Annotated in this window: 17 protein-coding genes and 1 pseudogene; 4 read left to right on the plus strand and 14 right to left on the minus strand. The window is 38.3% G+C overall.

Annotated elements, in window-relative coordinates; genetic code table 11:
* Positions 1-200 precede the first annotated feature (200 nt).
* On the minus strand, positions 201-647 hold the full coding sequence (locus tag ACU1LP_RS06885; protein WP_445734183.1) for a DUF4870 domain-containing protein: 447 nt from the start codon (positions 645-647) through the stop codon (positions 201-203).
* A gap of 146 nt (positions 648-793) precedes the next feature.
* Between ACU1LP_RS06885 and ACU1LP_RS06890 the strand changes: the two genes are divergently transcribed.
* The 4 genes and pseudogenes from ACU1LP_RS06890 to ACU1LP_RS06905 all read left to right on the plus strand — a co-directional run bounded on the left by ACU1LP_RS06890 (position 794) and on the right by ACU1LP_RS06905 (position 4,034).
* Positions 794-1,249: a DUF4442 domain-containing protein gene (locus ACU1LP_RS06890; RefSeq protein ID WP_445734184.1), complete on the plus strand. Its 456-nt coding sequence runs from the start codon at positions 794-796 to the stop codon at positions 1,247-1,249.
* Between the two features lie 194 nt (positions 1,250-1,443).
* Positions 1,444-1,632: pseudogene (locus ACU1LP_RS06895) on the plus strand (AIM24 family protein); the annotation flags it as partial.
* A 225-nt stretch (positions 1,633-1,857) separates the two neighbouring features.
* A complete protein-coding gene (locus ACU1LP_RS06900; RefSeq protein WP_445735917.1) occupies positions 1,858-3,261 on the plus strand; it encodes a trypsin-like peptidase domain-containing protein in 1,404 nt (467 codons plus the stop codon).
* A gap of 140 nt (positions 3,262-3,401) precedes the next feature.
* The gene (locus tag ACU1LP_RS06905) at positions 3,402-4,034 is read left to right on the plus strand and encodes a tRNA (guanine-N1)-methyltransferase (RefSeq protein WP_445734151.1); all 633 of its coding nucleotides are present in this window, start codon (positions 3,402-3,404) and stop codon (positions 4,032-4,034) included.
* Between the two features lie 64 nt (positions 4,035-4,098).
* Here the strand turns inward: ACU1LP_RS06905 and ACU1LP_RS06910 are convergent, their stop codons facing one another.
* From ACU1LP_RS06910 to ACU1LP_RS06970, 13 genes are all read right to left on the minus strand, one after another.
* A complete protein-coding gene (locus ACU1LP_RS06910) occupies positions 4,099-4,710 on the minus strand; it encodes a class I SAM-dependent methyltransferase (protein WP_445734150.1) in 612 nt (203 codons plus the stop codon).
* Between the two features lie 11 nt (positions 4,711-4,721).
* Positions 4,722-6,734, minus strand: a complete 2,013-nt coding sequence (locus ACU1LP_RS06915; protein WP_445734149.1) for a heavy metal translocating P-type ATPase — start codon at positions 6,732-6,734, stop codon at positions 4,722-4,724.
* Between the two features lie 41 nt (positions 6,735-6,775).
* A complete protein-coding gene (locus ACU1LP_RS06920) occupies positions 6,776-7,192 on the minus strand; it encodes a Fur family transcriptional regulator (protein ID WP_445734148.1) in 417 nt (138 codons plus the stop codon).
* Between the two features lie 9 nt (positions 7,193-7,201).
* Entirely contained in the window at positions 7,202-8,389 is a 1,188-nt protein-coding gene (locus ACU1LP_RS06925) for an efflux RND transporter periplasmic adaptor subunit (RefSeq protein ID WP_445734147.1), read from the minus strand.
* A gap of 1 nt (position 8,390) precedes the next feature.
* Complete coding sequence (locus ACU1LP_RS06930) at positions 8,391-12,776, minus strand: CusA/CzcA family heavy metal efflux RND transporter (protein ID WP_445735918.1); 4,386 nt, start codon at positions 12,774-12,776, stop codon at positions 8,391-8,393.
* Between the two features lie 95 nt (positions 12,777-12,871).
* The gene (locus ACU1LP_RS06935; protein ID WP_445735021.1) at positions 12,872-13,183 is read right to left on the minus strand and encodes a DUF6660 family protein; all 312 of its coding nucleotides are present in this window, start codon (positions 13,181-13,183) and stop codon (positions 12,872-12,874) included.
* 374 nt (positions 13,184-13,557) lie between these two features.
* A complete protein-coding gene (locus tag ACU1LP_RS06940; RefSeq protein ID WP_445731165.1) occupies positions 13,558-14,100 on the minus strand; it encodes a hypothetical protein in 543 nt (180 codons plus the stop codon).
* Between the two features lie 395 nt (positions 14,101-14,495).
* Entirely contained in the window at positions 14,496-15,062 is a 567-nt protein-coding gene (locus ACU1LP_RS06945) for a helix-turn-helix domain-containing protein (protein WP_445731166.1), read from the minus strand.
* A gap of 117 nt (positions 15,063-15,179) precedes the next feature.
* On the minus strand, positions 15,180-15,893 hold the full coding sequence (locus tag ACU1LP_RS06950) for a PepSY domain-containing protein (RefSeq protein WP_445731167.1): 714 nt from the start codon (positions 15,891-15,893) through the stop codon (positions 15,180-15,182).
* A 58-nt stretch (positions 15,894-15,951) separates the two neighbouring features.
* Positions 15,952-17,196, minus strand: coding sequence for a hypothetical protein (locus ACU1LP_RS06955; protein WP_445734472.1), 1,245 nt, complete (start codon positions 17,194-17,196; stop codon positions 15,952-15,954).
* Positions 17,197-17,204: 8 nt separating this feature from the next.
* Positions 17,205-17,687, minus strand: a complete 483-nt coding sequence (locus ACU1LP_RS06960; protein ID WP_445734473.1) for a YybH family protein — start codon at positions 17,685-17,687, stop codon at positions 17,205-17,207.
* Positions 17,688-17,722: 35 nt separating this feature from the next.
* Positions 17,723-18,280: a potassium channel family protein gene (locus tag ACU1LP_RS06965; RefSeq protein ID WP_445734474.1), complete on the minus strand. Its 558-nt coding sequence runs from the start codon at positions 18,278-18,280 to the stop codon at positions 17,723-17,725.
* Between the two features lie 169 nt (positions 18,281-18,449).
* Positions 18,450-19,046 (minus strand): DUF4136 domain-containing protein, encoded by a 597-nt coding sequence (locus ACU1LP_RS06970; protein WP_445734475.1) that lies wholly within the window; start codon positions 19,044-19,046, stop codon positions 18,450-18,452.
* Positions 19,047-19,061 lie beyond the last annotated feature (15 nt).

A 19,061-nucleotide genomic window follows, 5' to 3' on the forward strand; every position in this document is an offset into this window, starting at 1 on the left:
CATTCGTTTAATAATGTGAAACTGTTCATTTTTTGATTGATTTTGATGATTGTTATTTGATGAAATTTTATTTTTTGGGCGTTACCCTATCGGGTCGGGCTTTACGCTACAAGTCCTCGCTCGTACCTCGCTGTGGGCTTTCCGCTCCAATCCCTAACGCGGTCCCATTTGCCATCTGTTTTTTTCTCATAAGGCATTCTCTATTTTAAAAAATTGATTGTAAAAGGATATTTGTAATATTCCCCATCCCGCGCTTTTAAGCTGGCTATTACTATCAAAACAAGTTCAATAATAAAACCTAAAACAGCCAATACACCCAGTCCTCCTCCAATATATAATAAGGGCGAAGGCTTGCCAATATTAAAATGGATATCGTGAAAACCATTAAAATCTATAAAATCCAAACCGCCCAAAAACTTGAAAATAAATAAGGGAATGGTTATGGCGCCGATAATAATGGCATACAGCAAAATGCTTACTTGAAAGTTGATGGCTTGTTTGCCATGCGCATCTATAAACTCCGATTTATCTTTATTGGCGGCCCATAATATAATAGGACCAATAAAATTCCCGAACGGAATAATAAACCTGCTAAAGGTTGATAAATGAATAAATGTAGCGATGTTTTTTTGATGGTTGTCGAGCATGGTTTTAAAACGTATAATAGTTTCCTATGCAAATATATATCTTTAAAAAGGTATTATGTTACGCATAGTACCATATTTTAACACAAATTTAACGTTTAAGGGTACGGATTATTTTCATAACTTAGTGCCAAATTAAATGATTAAAAATGACGTTAACACCAAGAAAACTAAATGCTTACACCATGTTCAAACTGCCTGCTGCCTACCTGTGTGGTGTGAGAACCAAACATATTGATAATGATGCCTGTACTGTGGGCGTAACCTATAAATGGATCAACCAAAACCCATTTAAGTCCATGTTTTGGGCAGTGCAAGGGATGGCAGCGGAGTTTTCTACGGGTGCATTAATGATTGGTAAAATTCAAGAATCGGGCAAAAGGGTATCAATGTTGGTAACATCAAACTCGGCAACATTCACAAAAAAAGCAACTGGTAAAATCACTTTTACTTGCAACGATGGTAAATTAATAGACGCAGCGCTTCAAAAAGCCATCGAAACTGGCGAAGGGCAAACCGTTAGTATGAAATCTGTTGGCACCAACGAAGAAGGCATCGAAGTCTCTACTTTTATTTTTGAATGGAGTATTAAAGAAAAGAGTTAAGTCGCTTGTCGTGAAGTTGTGTCGTTGATTTACAGCTTAACAACAAACATCTCAACAACCAACAAAAAATTGTAACAAAACCATAAACAAATCAACTTATAAACTAATAAACCTTTAAACTAATAAACTTTTTTAATATGACAGCTCACGAAATTGATTATAGAATCTATGGCGAGGAAATGTAATATGTAGAAATAGAACTCGACCCCCAAGAAGACATGATTGCCGAAGCATGAAGTTTTATGATGATGGACGACGGCATTAAAATGGAAACCATTTTTGGCGATGGTTCCAAAAACGATTCTGGATTTTTGGGTAAAATTTTAGGTGCGGGAATACGCATCCTAACAGGCGAAAGTTTATTTATGCTATACAACCAATTATGAGTTACGAAGCTATCGAACGAAGCTCATTTGTGCTTTCATTTTTTTGATTGTTAAATCGTCGTTAAAGTGGACGTTAAAAATCGTTAAAGTTGAATTCTTGATTCAATAAATATTTAATTTTAATCGTTATGTGGTTTTTGCTATCGCACAGATAACATATTTAATTGAAATTTAGAGGTTTACTCTCAAAAAATTATTTTTAATAAAACTTAATTGAAAATTATGAAGAAGATTTTATCATTAGTATTGGTTTCGGCATTAGGTGGGGCTTTAACCTTAGGTGCTTACAAAACTTTTATAGAGCCAAAAAATGAATTTGTTCTAACAACTTCAAACCCAAATCCAACGTTTTTACCAACCAGTAGTGTTGGTGCTTTAATGAATGCCTACGAATCTCCAGATTTTACGGTTGCTGCCGAAAATGCAGTCAATGCCGTAGTGCATGTAAAAAATGTGTCGATTAGTTCTGGAGAAATGAGTTTGCAGGATTTATTTTCGGGCAGAACTACACCACATGCACTAATGGGTACAGGTTCTGGGGTCATTATTAACGCTGATGGCTATATTATTACAAATAACCATGTTATCAATAACTCCGATGAGTTGTCTGTTACTTTAAACAACAATAAAACTTATAAAGCTGAAATTGTGGGTTCCGATCCAAAAACGGACATTGCGCTTTTAAAAATCAATGCCAATGAAGATTTGCCTTATGTAACATTTGCCGATTCTGACCAAGCGAAGATTGGCGAATGGGTATTGGCGGTAGGAAATCCGTTTAATTTAACATCTACCGTAACTGCTGGTATTATCAGTGCCAAAGCCAGGGATTTATCGGGTACAAGCTCACAATCGTTTATACAAACCGATGCCGCTGTAAACCCAGGAAATTCTGGTGGTGCCTTGGTAAATACAAAGGGAGAACTTATTGGTATCAATACGGCCATTTCATCCCAAACGGGCTCCTATATCGGTTATTCGTTTGCGGTACCCAGTAATATTGCACGAAGGGTTATTGAAGATATTATGGAGTTTGGTAATGTGCAAAACGGCATACTTGGTATTACTGGCGGCTCATTGAACAGTGCCTTTTCCGATAAATTGGGTATTAATGATACCGAAGGTATTTATGTGGATGGTGTGGTAGAAGAATCTGGTGCCGAAAAAGCGGGTATTAAAAAAGGTGATATTATAAAAGAAATTGACAACATTAAGGTTTCTAAGTTCGCCGATCTAACCGGGCATATAGGTTCGAAACGTGTTAATGACGTGGTGAACGTTAAAATTTCCAGAGGAGGTTCCATAAAGACCTTTCCCGTAACTTTGTCCAGAAACGAAACCTTAACACTTCCGCTAGTAGGTCGGGTTAAAAATGCAAAACAAGAAGATCTAAGAAAATACAAAGCATCAAATGGCATTAAAATAATGGAGCTGGATGAAAAGTATGCCGATTATTGGAAAAAGAATGGTGTAAAAGAAGGCACAATCATCACATCCATCAATGATACTAAAATAAATTCGGTGGATGATGCCCAAGAAGCCATTAAAAACAAGTCGGCTTACGAACCTTTAAGGATAGAACTTATAAATGCCAATGGAGAAAAAGAACGTTATAATTTCAGGTAACCGAAAATCAAAAAATCCAATCCTTTTTTTATAACGTATATAATTTAGCCTCACAAAGTGAGGCTTTTTTATATTTTTTACCTGTTTAACAAACATTTTTTTTAACTTAGTACACCATAACAACCTGTAAACCTATTTAAATGAATTATTTTAAACTCCCAACCCTATTGATTTTTCTGATTTCCTTTGCGAATTCTGCACAAGATGCTGATAATGATAAAGATAAACTATCTTTGAACAGTGGCCCTTTGGAAAATCAATTTGAATATGCCATTCAAAAATCGAATGGATGGCGAGATGAGCGCGGACAAGAATACAGAGTTATAAAAACATTTTGGTTAACCGAACTAAAAGCACACGTTTTAGATTCCATACAGACCATCAAAAAAGAAGTAACAGAATCACAAATAACGCTAAAAGCCCAAGCACAGGAAATTTCAGATTTAAAAACAAGTGTTTCAAATATACAAAGCACTTTAGATAAAACCAAAAGTGAAAAAGACAACATGTCTTTGCTGGGTATCCAAATGGGCAAAAGTGGTTATAGTGCCGTCATGTGGAGTATTGTAGGTGTTTTATTTGCTTTGCTACTTTTCTTTATCTATAGTTTTAAAAATAGCAACACGGTTACCAAAGACGCTAAACGTTCGCTTACCGAACTTGAAGATGAATTTGAGGAACACCGTAAAACTGCCGTAGAACGCGAACAAAAAGTACGGCGCCAATTGCAGGATGAAATAAACAAGCAAAAAATTATTAGAACAAAAAAATAAGTTTTTTTACTTTCAAAATTAAATGGACATCATCATCTGCTAACAGATTAAAGGGAAATGCTTTTTATTTTCTTTTAAACCAGCAAAACACGAAATTTTGATTTGTATCAAAGGGCGTTTTATGGTCAATTTTAATGCACCTAATTTTTTCAAAATATATTTTAAATTGATTGGTCATCGTCCTTTCTGAATATTGTTTTATTGCTAAACCACTACACTTTTTGGGACCATTTTCAGAAAAGGCACCAACAACTAAATTACCGTTCTTGTTTAGATACTCTTGAACAGTTTCGATATAACTATTTATATCTTGTTCTTCTGTTAAGAAATGAAATGCTGCTCTATCGTGCCAAAAATCATAATGTTCCGGTGGTAAAAAATCAGCAACATCGGCTACAATCCATTTTACTTTCTTTGATTGGCTTTTTAAACGTTCTTTGGCTCTATCTAATGCAGTTTCAGATATATCCAATACTGTGATATCTTTGTATCCCAACTTCAATAAATTATCTACCAAATAACTATCGCCACCACCAATATCAATGATTTTTGCCGATTTAGAAATATTGGATTTTTCAAAAAAAGATAATGATGTTTTAGGGATAGGTTCATACCAACTCACTTCTTCTAAAGATTTTGTTTTAAAAACGTTTTCCCAATGTGCTTTACTACTCATATTATTATGTTTTAACTCCAAGTCATTTTCTGCAACCTAACCGCATTCAAAATGGCCAACAAAGCCACGCCAACATCTGCAAAAACTGCCTCCCACATCGTTGCCAGACCACCTGCGCCCAAAACAAGTACCACAGCTTTTACTCCAAAAGCAAGCGCAATATTTTGATATACAATACGTCTGGTTGATCGACCAATTTTAATGGCTTTGGCAATTTTGCTCGGTTGGTCTGTTTGTATTATAACATCTGCGGTCTCAATGGCGACATCGCTACCTAAACCACCCATTGCAATGCCTACATCACTTGCCGCCAAGACGGGCGCATCGTTAATGCCATCTCCAATGAAAGCTACTTTGTTGTCATTTTCTGACATTAATTTTTCGACTTGGTTTAGCTTATCTTCCGGTAAAAGACCGCCCTTGGCCCAATCTATTTTCAATTCTTTTGCTATCTGTTGGGTTATGGAATCCTTGTCTCCAGAAAGCATTATGATTTTTGAAATGCCAGATTCCCTTATCTTCTTAATGGCTTCGTGCGCATCATCCTTTAATTCGTCTGCAATAATTACATAGCCAGCGAATTTATTTTCGATTGAAACCATTACGATAGATTCTACGATATTGTCGGTTTCAGATGGAACTTCGATGTTGTTTGAAATCATCAATGGTTTGTTCCCGACCAATACGGTTTTGCCATTTACCGTTCCTTTTAGACCTTTTCCGGCAATTTCAGTTACTTCGGAAGCTTGAAAATCTTCGCCATCGGCTTTGTATTCCATAATGGCCTTTGCAATGGGATGGGTGGACTGTTCTTCCATCGCCATTAAATACTGCATCATTTCGGCTTCGCTCAATACAGGCATTTGGGCTTCGCTCAATGACCGGTTTTTGTCATTCGCAATAACAATTTCTTTTATTTTAAAAACACCTTTTGTTACGGTTCCTGTTTTATCCATAACCACGGTGGTTACCTTTGTCATTTCATCTAAAAAAGATGCGCCTTTAAACAAAATTCCATTTTTTGAAGCTGCTCCCAATCCACCGAAATAACCCAACGGAATAGAGATAACCAAAGCACACGGACAAGAAATAACCAAGAAAATCAATGCTCTGTATAACCAATCGCTAAAAATATAGTCGTCCACAAAAAAGTAGGGTAAAAATGTCAAAGCAATTGCTGAAAACACCACAATTGGCGTATAGATTCTTGCAAATTTCCGAATGAACAATTCGGTCTTTGATTTACGTGCGGTGGCGTTTTGCACCATATCAAGAATTCTTGCAATAGAACTATCCTTAAATTCTTTGGTCGTTTCAATTTCAATCACACCATCTAAATTGATGCTTCCAGCAAAAACCTTTTCGCCTTTTGAAATGGTATTAGGCTTGCTTTCGCCCGTTAATGCTGCGGTATTGAATGAGCCTTTTTCAGAAATTAGAATTCCATCCAAAGGGATTTTTTCACCAACTCTAACTTGTACTTTTTCGCCAATTTCAACAGCTTCGGGATTTACGGAACTATAATTATTGTTTCTGTAAACCAAAGCTTCATTCGGCCTAACATCGAGTAAGGCCTTGATGTTTCCTTTCGCTTTTTTAACTGCTGAATTTTGAAACAGTTCGCCTACTGCATAAAATAGCATTACGGCGACGCCTTCTTCATAATGACCAATCGCAAAAGCACCAATTGTAGCGATGGTCATTAACAAGAATTCTGTAAAAAAGTCGCCTTTTAAAATACTTTTCCAGCCTTCCTTCATTACCGGAAATCCTACGGGAATATATGCAATAATAAACCAGGCCAGCCTAATCCAATCCTTAAAAAATGATGTGCCTGTGCTGAGCGATGTCCAAGTATCAAAATAATCAAAACCAATTCCTGCAATCAGCATTGCAAAACTTATGATTGCAGGAAGATAAATTTTAAAATTTGAGCTTGTGTTTTCGTTATTTTTATTATGATTATGACTGCAACAGCCTTCCTCAGCACCTAATTCACTAAGCTTTTTATTTTCTTTTTTCATAGGTGCAATTTCCAACTATATTCGATGCAATGGAAGTGCATTTATTGGCCGCTACATTTTTCGCAAACACCTTTAATTACAAGGTTTACATCTTCAGCCAAATAGCCTTCGGGTAAATTGATATGCGGAATTTTATGTTGTGTCAAACAAACCGTTTCATTGCAATTGTTACAATGAAAATGCAGGTGTAAATCCTGTTCAATTTCACAATTGCATCCTTTTTCGCATAAGGCGTATTTTGTAATTCCTGTGCCATCATCTATTTGATGCACGATTCCGTTTTCTTCAAATGTTTTTAAAGTTCGGTAAAGGGTTGTTCTTTCTGCTTTTGTGAATGAATTCTCAATATCGGTCAGGGCTACTGAAATTTCTTTTTGCACCATATATTTGTAGATGAGGATCCGCATTGCGGTTGGTCTTACCTTTTTTTCTTCCAAAAATTGTTCAATTTCGTTCATCTTATATAATTAATGTCCGTGACCTCCGCCTTCGTCTTCGCTGTTTTTTGCTTTTGCCAAAAGTGTGAAAGCATCTTTTAAAACAACTTCCATCGTAGCAATATCCTGTGTTTCATCGACAAAATCGAAAGCAATAAAGCCTTCTTCCTCGTTTCCTTTTGTGATTTCGAGCATTTCAAAATCGTTCATTGTGTTTTCGCCTTCTTTCCGTTTTCCGAGGGATTTAAAAATGTACTGTTTTGCTTCAAACCGTACAATGGCTTCCTCTGGAATGGCGTACTCTTCTTGCGCTTCCACCTCTATGGCGGCGTTGACGAACATTCCTGGCAACAACGCTTCATTTTTTTCCTTTAAATGGCCGTGAATCGTGATAGACCTATCGTCACGAACATTATTGGCAATGAGGAACACTTCGGCCTCCATCCATTTATCAGGTGCATTTGCCAATCTAAATCGGATGCGCTGTCCATCTCGAATCAAGGGAATATCATCTTCATATACTTTAAGTTCTACGTGCAAATCGGTGGCATCGGTAATATCCATTAGTACATCCTGTGGGTTGAAATATTTCCCTGTATTTATGTAAACTTCCCGAACCACGCCGTTTATGGGCGAATACACATTAACGATTGTGGAAATAGTCCCATTTTTTACAGTTGAAGGATTGATGCCAATCAACCGAAGTTTACTTTCAAGCGACTTAATAGTTGCCTGATTGGTCAAGTACATACTTTTCGCTTTTTGGAATACTTTGGATGATGTTACATTTTCATCATTCAAGGTTTGTTGGCGTTCAAAATCCGCTTTTAAATAATCGTTGTTTGCCAAGGCCTCCAAATAGGCTCTTTGGAATTCAATAAATTCTGGATTTTCGACCTTTGCGATTACCTGACCTTTTTTTATTCTACTTCCGGGAAGCATCTCGGTATATTTTAAAAATCCGCCGTAAGGAACCGTTACGGAAATGTTGCCTTGCGGCGGCACGTTAATCATTCCGTTTACCGTTATTTCGTGGCCTATTTTCCGTTTTTCAACCTTACCGATTACGATGTTGGTCTGTGCCATTTGGGCATCGGTCAATTCAACTTGGTTTTCTTCGGTCTTGTGGTCGTCTTCAAGCATTGGCTGTGCTTTTTCCTTACAGCCTGTTGCCATTAAAGTGACGATTAGAACTGCTGTTAGATATATATTCTTCATTTTATTGATTATTTGCGATGAGTTGTTCTATTTTAATGAGTGTTTGATTGTACCGGTTTACAAAATCCAAATAGTTCACTTGAATGGTCAATGCCCTATTAAGGCCCTGGATGTATTCGATATAGCCAACTTCGCCTTCCTGAAAGCCACGTTGCGAATTTTTCAACAACAATTCCGCTTGTGGCAATGCGTTGTTTCGGTACAACTCCAGATTTGTTTGCTCTGTTTGAAGCACGTTCCATAAGGTTTCGAACTGTGTTTGGGTTGTATTTTTTACGGCTTCCAATTGTGCCTCATTTTCCATTTTTTGAATTTTGGCAGCCTTTATTTTCGCTGTGTGTGGCTTGAACCAAATAGGGATGCTCAAACCCAGTTGTACACTTGTAAATCGGTCGCCAGAATCATATTTATTCGGTATCCCGTTCAAGAATTGACCAGTGCCAATAAAGGATTGGTTGAAATACCCCAAGGTGATATCGGGCAATAGTTTTGAAACAGCCACGGATTTTTCATTTTCGGCAAGTTCAATTTGCTTTTTGTAAAAGGCGAGCGTGGGGTTATTTGCGATGGCCGTGGAATCCTTCAATTGGGGCAACATCGCCGTTTTTGCTTCTAAATTTCCAACATTGATATCGACCAAACTATCGGTGTTCATCAAATTCTGCAATTGCAATTGCTGGTTTTTAAGTGCAGAAGCGTTTTCCAAAATCAAAATCTGGATATCCGCCAGTTCCACATTGGCGGTAGCTTGCTCCAATGCATTGCTTTCGCCTGTTTTGTAACGTATGTTGGCAGCGTAGGCAAATCGTTCATATATGCTATCCTGCTTTTGTAACAGTATTTTTCTGCTCTTGAGGTACCACAATTCATAATAGGTGGATTTTACTTGGGCAATCAATTCATTTTCCAAAACGGCTTCGTTCAGTTCGCTTGCCTCAATTTTGGCTTTTGCCAATTTATTTTGGCTGCCATAAAGTGTTGGAAACGCAAACTTTTGGCTTACGCTAAACCGTGTGTCATTAGCTGCGATGCTATTGGTTTGCCCATAGTCAAGACCAAATTCGGTTTTGGGCAAATCTAAACTGGCGGCTTTCAGTGCCTGCTGCTGTTCGGTCTGCAAACGTGAAACTTTGATGTTCGGATTGTTTTTCAATGCCGTTGCAATCACTTCATCAATATTTTGATAGACTTTTACTTGGGAAGTTGTCTGCGCATTTATAGAATAGACACTTCCGAGGAATGCCATCAACACAACAAGAGTAGTTTTGTTAAGTTTCATCCTTAATTTTTTTTCTGAATAATAATAGAGAATGGGCAGTACCACGAGCGTCAAAAAGGTAGCGGTAATCAAACCACCAATCACCACGGTTGCCAAAGGACGCTGTACTTCTGCGCCCGAAGTTTGGGAAATTGCCATTGGCAAAAACCCTAAAGATGCTACGGAAGCGGTCATAATAACAGGTCGCAAACGCGTTTTTGTGCCTTGATAAATGCGTTGGAAAATATCTGAAATACCGTCTTTCTTAAGTCGGTTAAATTCTGCAATCAGTACGATACCGTTTAATACCGCTACACCGAAAAGGGCAATAAAACCGACGCCTGCGGAAATACTGAATGGCATTCCACGAAGCCAAAGAGCAAACACACCACCAATGGCCGATAATGGGATGGCGGTAAAAATCAAAATTCCCTGTTTGATGGACCCAAAGGTGAAATACAGCAGGATAAAAATGAGCAATAGCGCCAATGGAACTGCAATGGCCAAGCGCTGCCGTGCTTCCACAAGGTTTTCAAACTGTCCGCCATACAAAATGGTATAGCCTGGCGCCAGTTTGATTTGCGAATCGATTTTAGTGCTAATTTCATCCACCACACTTTCCACATCGCGATTACGAACGTTGAACGCGACAATAATACGCCTATGTGTATCATCCCTCTGAATTTGATACGGGCCATCTTTTATGGAAACCGTGGCCACCTGTTGCAAGGGAATCTGTTGGCCATTGGCAGCATTGAGGTAGAGATTCTGCACATCGTGAAGGTCTGTCCGGTTCTTGGTTTCCAAACGCACTACCAAATCAAATTGCTTTTCGCCTTCATAGACCAACCCTGCTGAAGCTCCGGCGAATGCAGCTTGAATGGTGTTGTTTACCGATTTAATATCCAATCCATATTTTGCAAGTTGCCCACGATTGTAGTTGATGACAATTTGTGGAACGCCTGTAACTTCCTCGATATAAACATCGACCGCACCTTCAACAGTTCCTGCTAATTTTCCAATTTGGTTCGCGTAGGTGGAAAGTTGGTCTAAATCTTCGCCATAAATTTTAATGGCAACATCTTGGCGCACGCCCGTCATCAATTCATTAAATCGCATTTGGATGGGCTGTTGAAAACCGAAGGTAACGCCAGGAATGACTTCAAGGGCTTCGGCCATTTTATTGGCCAAATCTTCCCTGTTTGATGCCGTAACCCATTCCGATTTATCCTTTAAAATAATCATCAAATCGCCAGCTTCAATAGGCATTGGGTCTGTGGGGATTTCGCCCGAACCAATTTTGGAAACCACCTGCAAAACCTCTGGAAAATTGTCCAATATTATTTTTTCAGCCTTGGTGGTTGCTTTTATGGTGTTTGAAAGCGAGCTTCCTGTAATCACTCGTGTTTCCACCGCAAAATCGCCTTCTTCCAGCGTTGGGATAAATTCGCCACCCAAACTTTGGAACACCATAAAAGCGATAACGAAAAGTGCAATGGTAATTCCCACCACCAAAATTCTCGTCCGCATTGCCCAATGAATGATAGGCTCGTACATACGGTAAAAGAAGTCCATAATTTTATCGGAAATATTCCGCTTATGCTCCGTTTTTTTGCTCAATGCGAGTGCAGACATCATCGGGATGTAAGTCAATGACAATAGGAAAGCACCCAAAATAGCGAAACTTACCGTCTGCGCCATCGGTCCGAACATTTTGCCTTCCGTTCCTACTAAAGCTAAAATTGGCAGATATACAATAAGGATGATGATTTCTCCGAATGCCGCTGAGTTTCTGATTTTACTGGCAGACTGATACACTTCTTCATCCATTTCGGCCTGCGTTAATTTTCGGGAAAGTTTTAAAGCGCCCAAATGAAAAAGGGTCGCTTCCACAATAATAACCGCGCCATCCACAATCAAACCAAAATCGATAGCACCCAAGCTCATCAAATTTGCAGAAACGCCAAACAAATGCATCATACTGAACGCAAACAGCAATGCCAACGGAATAACGGAAGCCGTAATCAGACCTGCACGCCAGTTGCCCAACAATAAGAGCAATATAAAAATAACGATGAGCGCACCTTCCACAAGATTGGTGGTAACCGTACCGATGGCGTTGTTCACCAGCTTCGTCCTATCCAGGAATGGTTCAATAACCACACCCTCGGGCAGGGTTTTTTTTATGGTTTCAATTCTATCTTTAACATCTGCAATTACTTGGGCAGAGTTGGCACCTTTCAACATCATTACAATCGCACTTACCACTTCGCCTTCGCCGTTGCGCGTGGTTGCGCCATAGCGAATCGCCTTTCCTGTTTGTACGGTGGCAACATCACTTATTAAAATGGGGTTTCCACTTTCGGTCTGTTTTACAAGTATATTTTCAATATCCTCTATTGAACCAACAAGACCTTCACTTCGAATGAATAGTGCCTTATCGTTTTTTTCTATATAAGCCCCACCGGTGTTTTGGTTATTGTTTTCAAGGGCGTTGAAAAGGTCGGAAATGGAAACACCCATTCCGTTCAAGCGTTCTGGGCGGACAGCTATTTCGTATTGTTTTAGATAACCGCCAAAACTACTAACATCTGCAACGCCTTTGGTTCCCAGAAGTTGGCGCTTAATGACCCAATCCTGAATTGTTTTTAATTCTGTTGCCGTGTACTTATCTTCAAAACCTGGCTTTGTAGTGATGACATATTGGTAGATTTCGCCGAGTCCTGTAGTTAATGGTGCAATACCTGGTTTGCCAATGCCTTCGGGAATTTGGGCCTGGGCATCTGCAAGACGCTCATTTACTTGTTGCCGTGCCCAATACACATCAACATTTTCTTCAAAAACAATGGTAACTACCGATAATCCAAAACGTGAAAAAGAACGGATTTCATCAATTTGGGGAATGGTTGCCATTGTGAGCTCAATGGGGAACGTGATCAAACGTTCCACCTCTTGGGCAGCAAGTGTAGGCGAGGTCGTAATGATCTGTACTTGGTTGTTGGTAATATCCGGCACCGCATCCACGGGAAGCTGCTGTAGCGAATATACACCTGTGATAATCAAGGCTAGAGTGAGTAAACCAATAACCAGTTTATGGGTTATGGAATACCTAATAATAGTATTGAGCATAGAAAAGTATTAATGAATTTATAAATCGGCTGTAACTACCAAACTATTCTGTAAGTAGCTAAAATTTATAAGATACCTGCCTTCGCAGGTATTCATTAAACTTTTGGGGGTTGGAAAATACGGGGTAGGTTCCCGTTAGGAAAAGATGAAATATAGTAGGTAGTTGCTTCCTTGGAAGTAATTTCAGAATAAGAAAGAGACGTTTGTAACAATGGTTTAACTACAACATTTGCACAGCAAACACAGGAACAAAAAGGGGTACAGGCATCAAAAGCATTGTGGTTTTCGCTATGGGAATTATCTGTTACAGTGGTTGGATTATCCAAACCGGCAGCCGCGTCATCTTCGCAAGGTAGTGCGGATAATGTAATGGTAAGAACTGCTAATAGGACTGCGATTATTTTCATAAAGTTCCGCTAATATACAAATTATTGGATGCAATTGGTGTGCAAAAAAAATTTAGGTCAGTGCAAACGCCTTTAAAAAATGCTGTTATATGACCCATAATAAACTCCTTTGTTTAATATGTTTTTGCTTTATGCATCTATGTGCAATAGCTGTAACACACCTGCCTGCCGGAAGGCACAAAAAGTAATGCACGTCCCGATGGCTACCTGCATCGCAAAGATTATTAAGCTCCTAAAAGCGTTTGCCCAGTGTTTAGGTATCAACAACCACTTTTATTTTCTCGAATTGGTGGACAAGGCACTGTTCTGTATGAACAATAGACCCCTATAGACCAAAGGACACAGTTCAACTGTTTTTTGAGACCAATAAATAGCTATTGCAATTTTAACACCAACTGGGTAAATTGTACTTCTATGGTCTTATCTATGCCTTCTATGAGGGAATCCAAACCTGTATCTGACACTAAAACCTGTCCTTTTGCGCTTATCAAGCATGACATCGCTATTCCATGCTCAAGATGTGTAATGGTGGCATTAAATTGTGACTTATAGTACTTCCCTTTATAGGTAACGGTTACCGGCCAATTGAAATTGATAGGGTCGTGCCGTTTTGACAAAAAATCATGCGAAGGGATGGTGCCTGTAAAACGAAGCATTAAAGGGGTTTCCTGATTTTGTAGAATCGTGTTGATTTCAGAAACATCCGTTGATATGGTAGTCAGATCAAGGACACCATTTATTATTTTGGAACCATAATCAAGATATAGGGCCAATTTATGGCTTTCTGCCTTGACGGATTCATTGTTTACCAAGGTCATCATCAAAATATGGCCTTCCTCCGTTTTATAAATTTTTTGGGCCGTAACCTTGTAAAATGTCATTAAAACGATTGTTAAAGTAAATAGTTTTGTTTTCATGTGTTTATGTTTATTGTTTTTTAATTGTCATTCCGATAGCTTATCGGGACTGTTCCCTATTAATCACTGTCCTTAGGTATCGTCCCGATAGTTATCGGGATTCGTTATGGATGTTTCATAATATTTTTTTTAGTTGAATATTTTTTTACAAAAAATATATAAGTACATGACAAAAATTGAAAAATAAATGTTATATAACTAATTGTCAGCAGTTTAATAATCTCATGTGTTCCAGACCTGTCAGGTTTTAAAAACCTGACAGGTCTTGATTTCAGTAGGCTTAATAGAGTTTAATAAATGTTAATATAATTTTTTGTCATGTACTAAAATAAAATTGACACCAATAATACCAAAAAGCATCACTTATAATGAATCTGGTTTTTCCCAATAAATTTTTAAACCCCATCCAAAGATTTTCTGTTTTTGTTCGTGCTTTTTTTAAATTCCGAAGGTGTCATCCCTGTTACCTTTTTAAACTGATTGCTTAAATAGGCGACGCTACTATAATTGAGTTTAAAAGCAATCTCACTCAAGGTTAATTCGTCGTAAACGATGAGTTCTTTTATGCGTTCAATTTTTTGGTTGATGATGTATTGCTCAAACGTGATACTTTCCACGGATGAGAATAGGGAACTTAAATATTTATAATCAAGATGAATATTGTCCCCTATATAATCTGCCCATTTAATATCCAATTCTTTTGAAGTATGATGGATTTTATTTACCACCAATGTTTTCATTTGTTCAATAAGCTGACTTTTTCGGTCGTCAATCAAACTAAATCCTGAATTTTGGAGTGCTTTGGAAAGACCATTTTTGGTGTTTGCATTTAATGCTGAAACTAATTTAACCTCTCCCAAGTTGATAGAAACATAGGGTATTTCAAGTTGTTCCAAAATATTGGATACTGCCGAGATACATCTTGGGCAGACCATATTTTTTATGTAGATTATAGTACTCATTTCTTTAAAATAATTTTAACCCTACTTTGGAAAGGGAAAAATAATATGCCGTAAGCGTTGCCAATATGGCAATGATTATTATTGAACTCATCTTGACTTTTTCTATTTCTTCTATTTTCACTCACTTTTTTTCAATTTTATAATTTTCCTAATGCTTGGTGAAGAAGTGTACCAAAGCAAAAAGCCGCTTAAAACTGTAATCAATCCCAACAGCGAAAACGCCCTCAACACAATGGTATTAAAGTTGTCCCGCGTGTCATAATCCATTGTGTGGGTCATCCATAAAAAGTCGAACCAACGCCACGCTCGATGCCTTACGGTCTGGAATTTTCCGTCTGTTACCGAAACATAAGCCTTTAGTGCTTCATCGGTATCATACGAAATAACATAGGCAGGCAATAGCTTTTCCCGATATTCGTGATAGTCGTCCACTTCGGTTATTTTTTCGATGTTTGCCACTTTTAGACCTTCTTTCATATAGTTTTTGGCAACATTCAAGGCCTCTTCTTCCGAAATATCTTTTTTTGCTTCCCCAGTTTTTGCACTGTACAATTGTTGCTTGTTTATCCAGTAATAAGGTGCGTTGTTGATGTCCCTAATTTCGATACTTCTAATGCCTTCAAGATTATTTATTTGGGAAGGGCTTATTAGATTGTCAAAGGTTTTTGGCACATAATCCAAATTGCGGAATTGGTCGCCGTGAATGTCGTCTATGTCCGTCCAACTAAAATACATTCCGCTAATGGTCCAAAACAGGAATTGAATCCCCAAAAAGAGGCCCAAATAACGGTGTGTCTTTCTAATTTTAAGAGCTGTATGCCTGTTTACCATTTTTAATTGTTTTTTTATGAAATAATTATAGCCATAATCCGCACTTCCACATATCAAATCAAACTGATTTTGCTATTTTTTCCATAATGGAAAGGTCGGTTCCAAATTTACAGATCGCATCGCAATGGGCCCTTAATTCAGAAAACAAAATATATTTTATATGCATTTTGGAATTTTTGATTACCGGGCGGTTCAATTGATGTACAACCTCTTTTTCACGATGGTTGGGAATGATGATATAAAAAACCTCATCGCCATCTGAAATGCTGAAATACAGATCTGACAGCCTTAAAATTCCTGAATAAATACTGGTGCTTTTTTCAACTTCAAAAGCGCCAACAATATTATTGGTGCCCTTTTCAAACCAAAGCACGTCGATGAGTTTGATGGTGGTTTGGGTTTCCTTATCGCAAGGAAGTTCCGGGAATGTATGCATTGAAATGAACGAAAAACTGTGGCCGCCAAAAGATTTACTTTTATCGTTGCTGGCAGGTGTGACGTCAAAACCCAAAGAAATCCCGATTTTAAGTAAATGGTATTGCATTTCGTCGTGAAACTTCTCTTCCTGCTTTTCTTCCTGGATTTCCCTTTGCCGTTTTACGATATTTTTCTCAAATTTGACCCGTTCGGCCTCACTTAAATATTCATCGTTACCAATGAGCATTTTTTGGGTGCCAATCTCGAAGCACAATCCGGCTATGGCGCCCAAATCGTTTGACAGTTCGGTTTTGTGTTTACTATTGGTCTCCATCAAGGTTTCCCTGATTTTAAGGTACTCCGTCCAACTGCCCAATTTCTTTTTGTCCTTGAACAAGAAATTAAACCCATTTAGAATGGCCGTGTTAAATGGCGGAAACCACCTTGGGTGCAGGAAATACAAAATACTTGCCACCGCTGGACCAAGGCCTTTTATTTTGAGCGCATCCAACTTTATGATTTCCCTAACCACCTGTTCTTCCGTTTTGGCATTGATACAGTTTTCCAAAAATTGACCAAAGGCTATTTTATTGGCCTGATTTTCGTAAATATCTGGAATGCGCAATTTCGGCTTCCAATAAAAAGGATGCGACACGCCCACAAAAACCTGCTTTTGCTCTGCAATGCTACCCAACACAAATTCCAGACTGCTTTCCTTAAAATCGTTCGGGAAGGTTTTGTTTTTAATATCCTCAATAACCTGTAAAACACCTCTACGGATGGTCCTAAATGCCTTCAATCTCTGGTCATTGTCAACAAACCAAGTATTGTAAACACTTTCCGTGTCGGTTTTATATTGATGGATTATTTGGGGGAAATTGCTCATTGGTACTGTTATTTTGTGTTTCTTGAAGAGGTATGGGTTTTGATGATTTTCCACTTGCCATCCATCTTCTTTAAGATAGAGGTTGCCACACCTTTTTTGCGAATCGTTCTTGTTTCGCCTTTTTCATTAGGGTTGAGCACGATGGTATAAATGTAGGTTTCGGTGGTAAAAGCATAAGGCGAATCTACTTTGGCATCGATTTCATAATCAGAAAAGGTAAAGCTTTTAAATTCGCCCAATTCCGGACCGAGGTGATGCTCAGTGTAATGTGCATAGGTGCCTTCTACGCCACCGGATTCAAATATTTCAGAATCTTCGGCAAAAAGATTGGCTGTGCCCTCTGTCGTCAAATTTTGAATGGCATCTTTGTAGGTCTTCATTACTGCAATAACCGCTTCCGTATCTGTTTGTGTTTTTGTTTCCTGTGCCTTGGTGAAACTGAAAGTTGCAAAGAGGATTGTAGCGAGTGCCATTGTTTTAAGTTTTTTCATAATCTTAGTTTTAAAAGGGTTAATTTTTATTAGGTTTATTCATCATCAACGTGTATTCTATTTATGTTGGCAATACCAAAGACAAGGACCAAAAAGCTCAAGAAAATTTCCATCATCACCAATATTTTTCCCCAAATGGAAATCGGTACAATATCGCCATAGCCAACAGAAGAAAAAGTTATCAAACTGAAATAGATAAATTCAAAAAACTGTATCAAAAATGAATCATTTAGCACTGTACTCGATTTGAAATTTTCAGGGTTCAAAATATACAAAGCTTGATAATCAGCCGTGAATGAAAGCACAATCAAAATAATCAACACTCCAAATACCGTGAGGACGTGGATAAGCTGATGGCTTTCACCTATTATTTTTGTTAATTGAGTGAAGGTAAGCCTGACAATAAAAATGGTCTTGATCAATGCCGCACCCAAAATTAAAGTGGGTGGCCATACTCCATTGTAATCTGCCCGTGCCCAAAGCGCATAGCTCAATGATATGGCAATTACCACCGCTGCGGTAAACACTACTTTTTTGAAGAGCTGTCCGTAAAATCCATTGCCTTTTGATATGTCTTTTATAGTTTCTTTCACTATTGATGTTCTTTCAGTAAAAATAAGTAGTGCCAATGCAGCAGTAATCGTCAATTTAAACTAATACTTGAAAATGGGAGATAGAGCGCTAATAATCGATCAACAAAATAATCCATCTCCCAAAATCAAGTTTTTTTAACCAAACCTTGCTTCTTCAATTTTCTTGAAATTAATTTTTCACGGTATTACCGTGTTGGTATTTTGCAAATATCTTTGCGACCGCCTCCCTAATTTCCTTTTGTTTATCCGTTGTATTTGCATGGAGCACATCTGGTGCAAACCCTTGCCAAATGAGTTGCCGCTTTGCCACATCGATAAGTTCGATCACCACGCCGCCTTCCTTGTGTTCTTCAGAGGATTGATACCCACCGTAATACCCATAACCGTAAGATCCAAAATGGCCGTAACCGTGACCATAACCAGGAAAATAAGGGTAGCTGTTACCGCTGCTTATGTTTCTTGTCTGGACCACGATACGTGAATCTACCAACAAATCTGGATGGTTCGCATCCATCACATAGCCCCTACTTTCCATTTGTGGGCGAATGGCCGCTTTCAATCTTTTTTTGATAAGGGTATTGAAGAAAAGAGGCTCTTCTTCCCTTCCGCTGTCCATTTGAAAATCATCGGACCAGTAAAAGGTTTTGTAGGTTCCAAACTGTGCCTCTTGGTCAAAATCGGTAACGATGGCCGAAGAACTGACCGAGCAACTAACTGTGGTAGCCCCTATTAAAAGGCAGGCTACCATTGTTTTCAATGTTCTCATAATTTATTTTTTTAG

The sequence above is a fragment of the Mariniflexile sp. genome, from assembly GCF_052728615.1.

Coding starts and splice junctions, on each gene's coding strand:
- ACU1LP_RS06960 (WP_445734473.1), bottom strand. CDS start 17,687: ATGAAAAAACTTAAAACAATGGCACTCGCTACAATCCTCTTTGCAACT.
- ACU1LP_RS06945 (WP_445731166.1), bottom strand. CDS start 15,062: ATGAGTACTATAATCTACATAAAAAATATGGTCTGCCCAAGATGTATC.
- ACU1LP_RS06930 (WP_445735918.1), bottom strand. CDS start 12,776: ATGCTCAATACTATTATTAGGTATTCCATAACCCATAAACTGGTTATT.
- ACU1LP_RS06935 (WP_445735021.1), bottom strand. CDS start 13,183: ATGAAAATAATCGCAGTCCTATTAGCAGTTCTTACCATTACATTATCC.
- ACU1LP_RS06905 (WP_445734151.1), top strand. CDS start 3,402: ATGAATTATTTTAAACTCCCAACCCTATTGATTTTTCTGATTTCCTTT.
- ACU1LP_RS06970 (WP_445734475.1), bottom strand. CDS start 19,046: ATGAGAACATTGAAAACAATGGTAGCCTGCCTTTTAATAGGGGCTACC.
- ACU1LP_RS06925 (WP_445734147.1), bottom strand. CDS start 8,389: ATGAAGAATATATATCTAACAGCAGTTCTAATCGTCACTTTAATGGCA.
- ACU1LP_RS06920 (WP_445734148.1), bottom strand. CDS start 7,192: ATGAACGAAATTGAACAATTTTTGGAAGAAAAAAAGGTAAGACCAACC.
- ACU1LP_RS06885 (WP_445734183.1), bottom strand. CDS start 647: ATGCTCGACAACCATCAAAAAAACATCGCTACATTTATTCATTTATCA.
- ACU1LP_RS06910 (WP_445734150.1), bottom strand. CDS start 4,710: ATGAGTAGTAAAGCACATTGGGAAAACGTTTTTAAAACAAAATCTTTA.
- ACU1LP_RS06890 (WP_445734184.1), top strand. CDS start 794: ATGACGTTAACACCAAGAAAACTAAATGCTTACACCATGTTCAAACTG.
- ACU1LP_RS06915 (WP_445734149.1), bottom strand. CDS start 6,734: ATGAAAAAAGAAAATAAAAAGCTTAGTGAATTAGGTGCTGAGGAAGGC.
- ACU1LP_RS06940 (WP_445731165.1), bottom strand. CDS start 14,100: ATGAAAACAAAACTATTTACTTTAACAATCGTTTTAATGACATTTTAC.
- ACU1LP_RS06955 (WP_445734472.1), bottom strand. CDS start 17,196: ATGAGCAATTTCCCCCAAATAATCCATCAATATAAAACCGACACGGAA.
- ACU1LP_RS06950 (WP_445731167.1), bottom strand. CDS start 15,893: ATGGTAAACAGGCATACAGCTCTTAAAATTAGAAAGACACACCGTTAT.
- ACU1LP_RS06900 (WP_445735917.1), top strand. CDS start 1,858: ATGAAGAAGATTTTATCATTAGTATTGGTTTCGGCATTAGGTGGGGCT.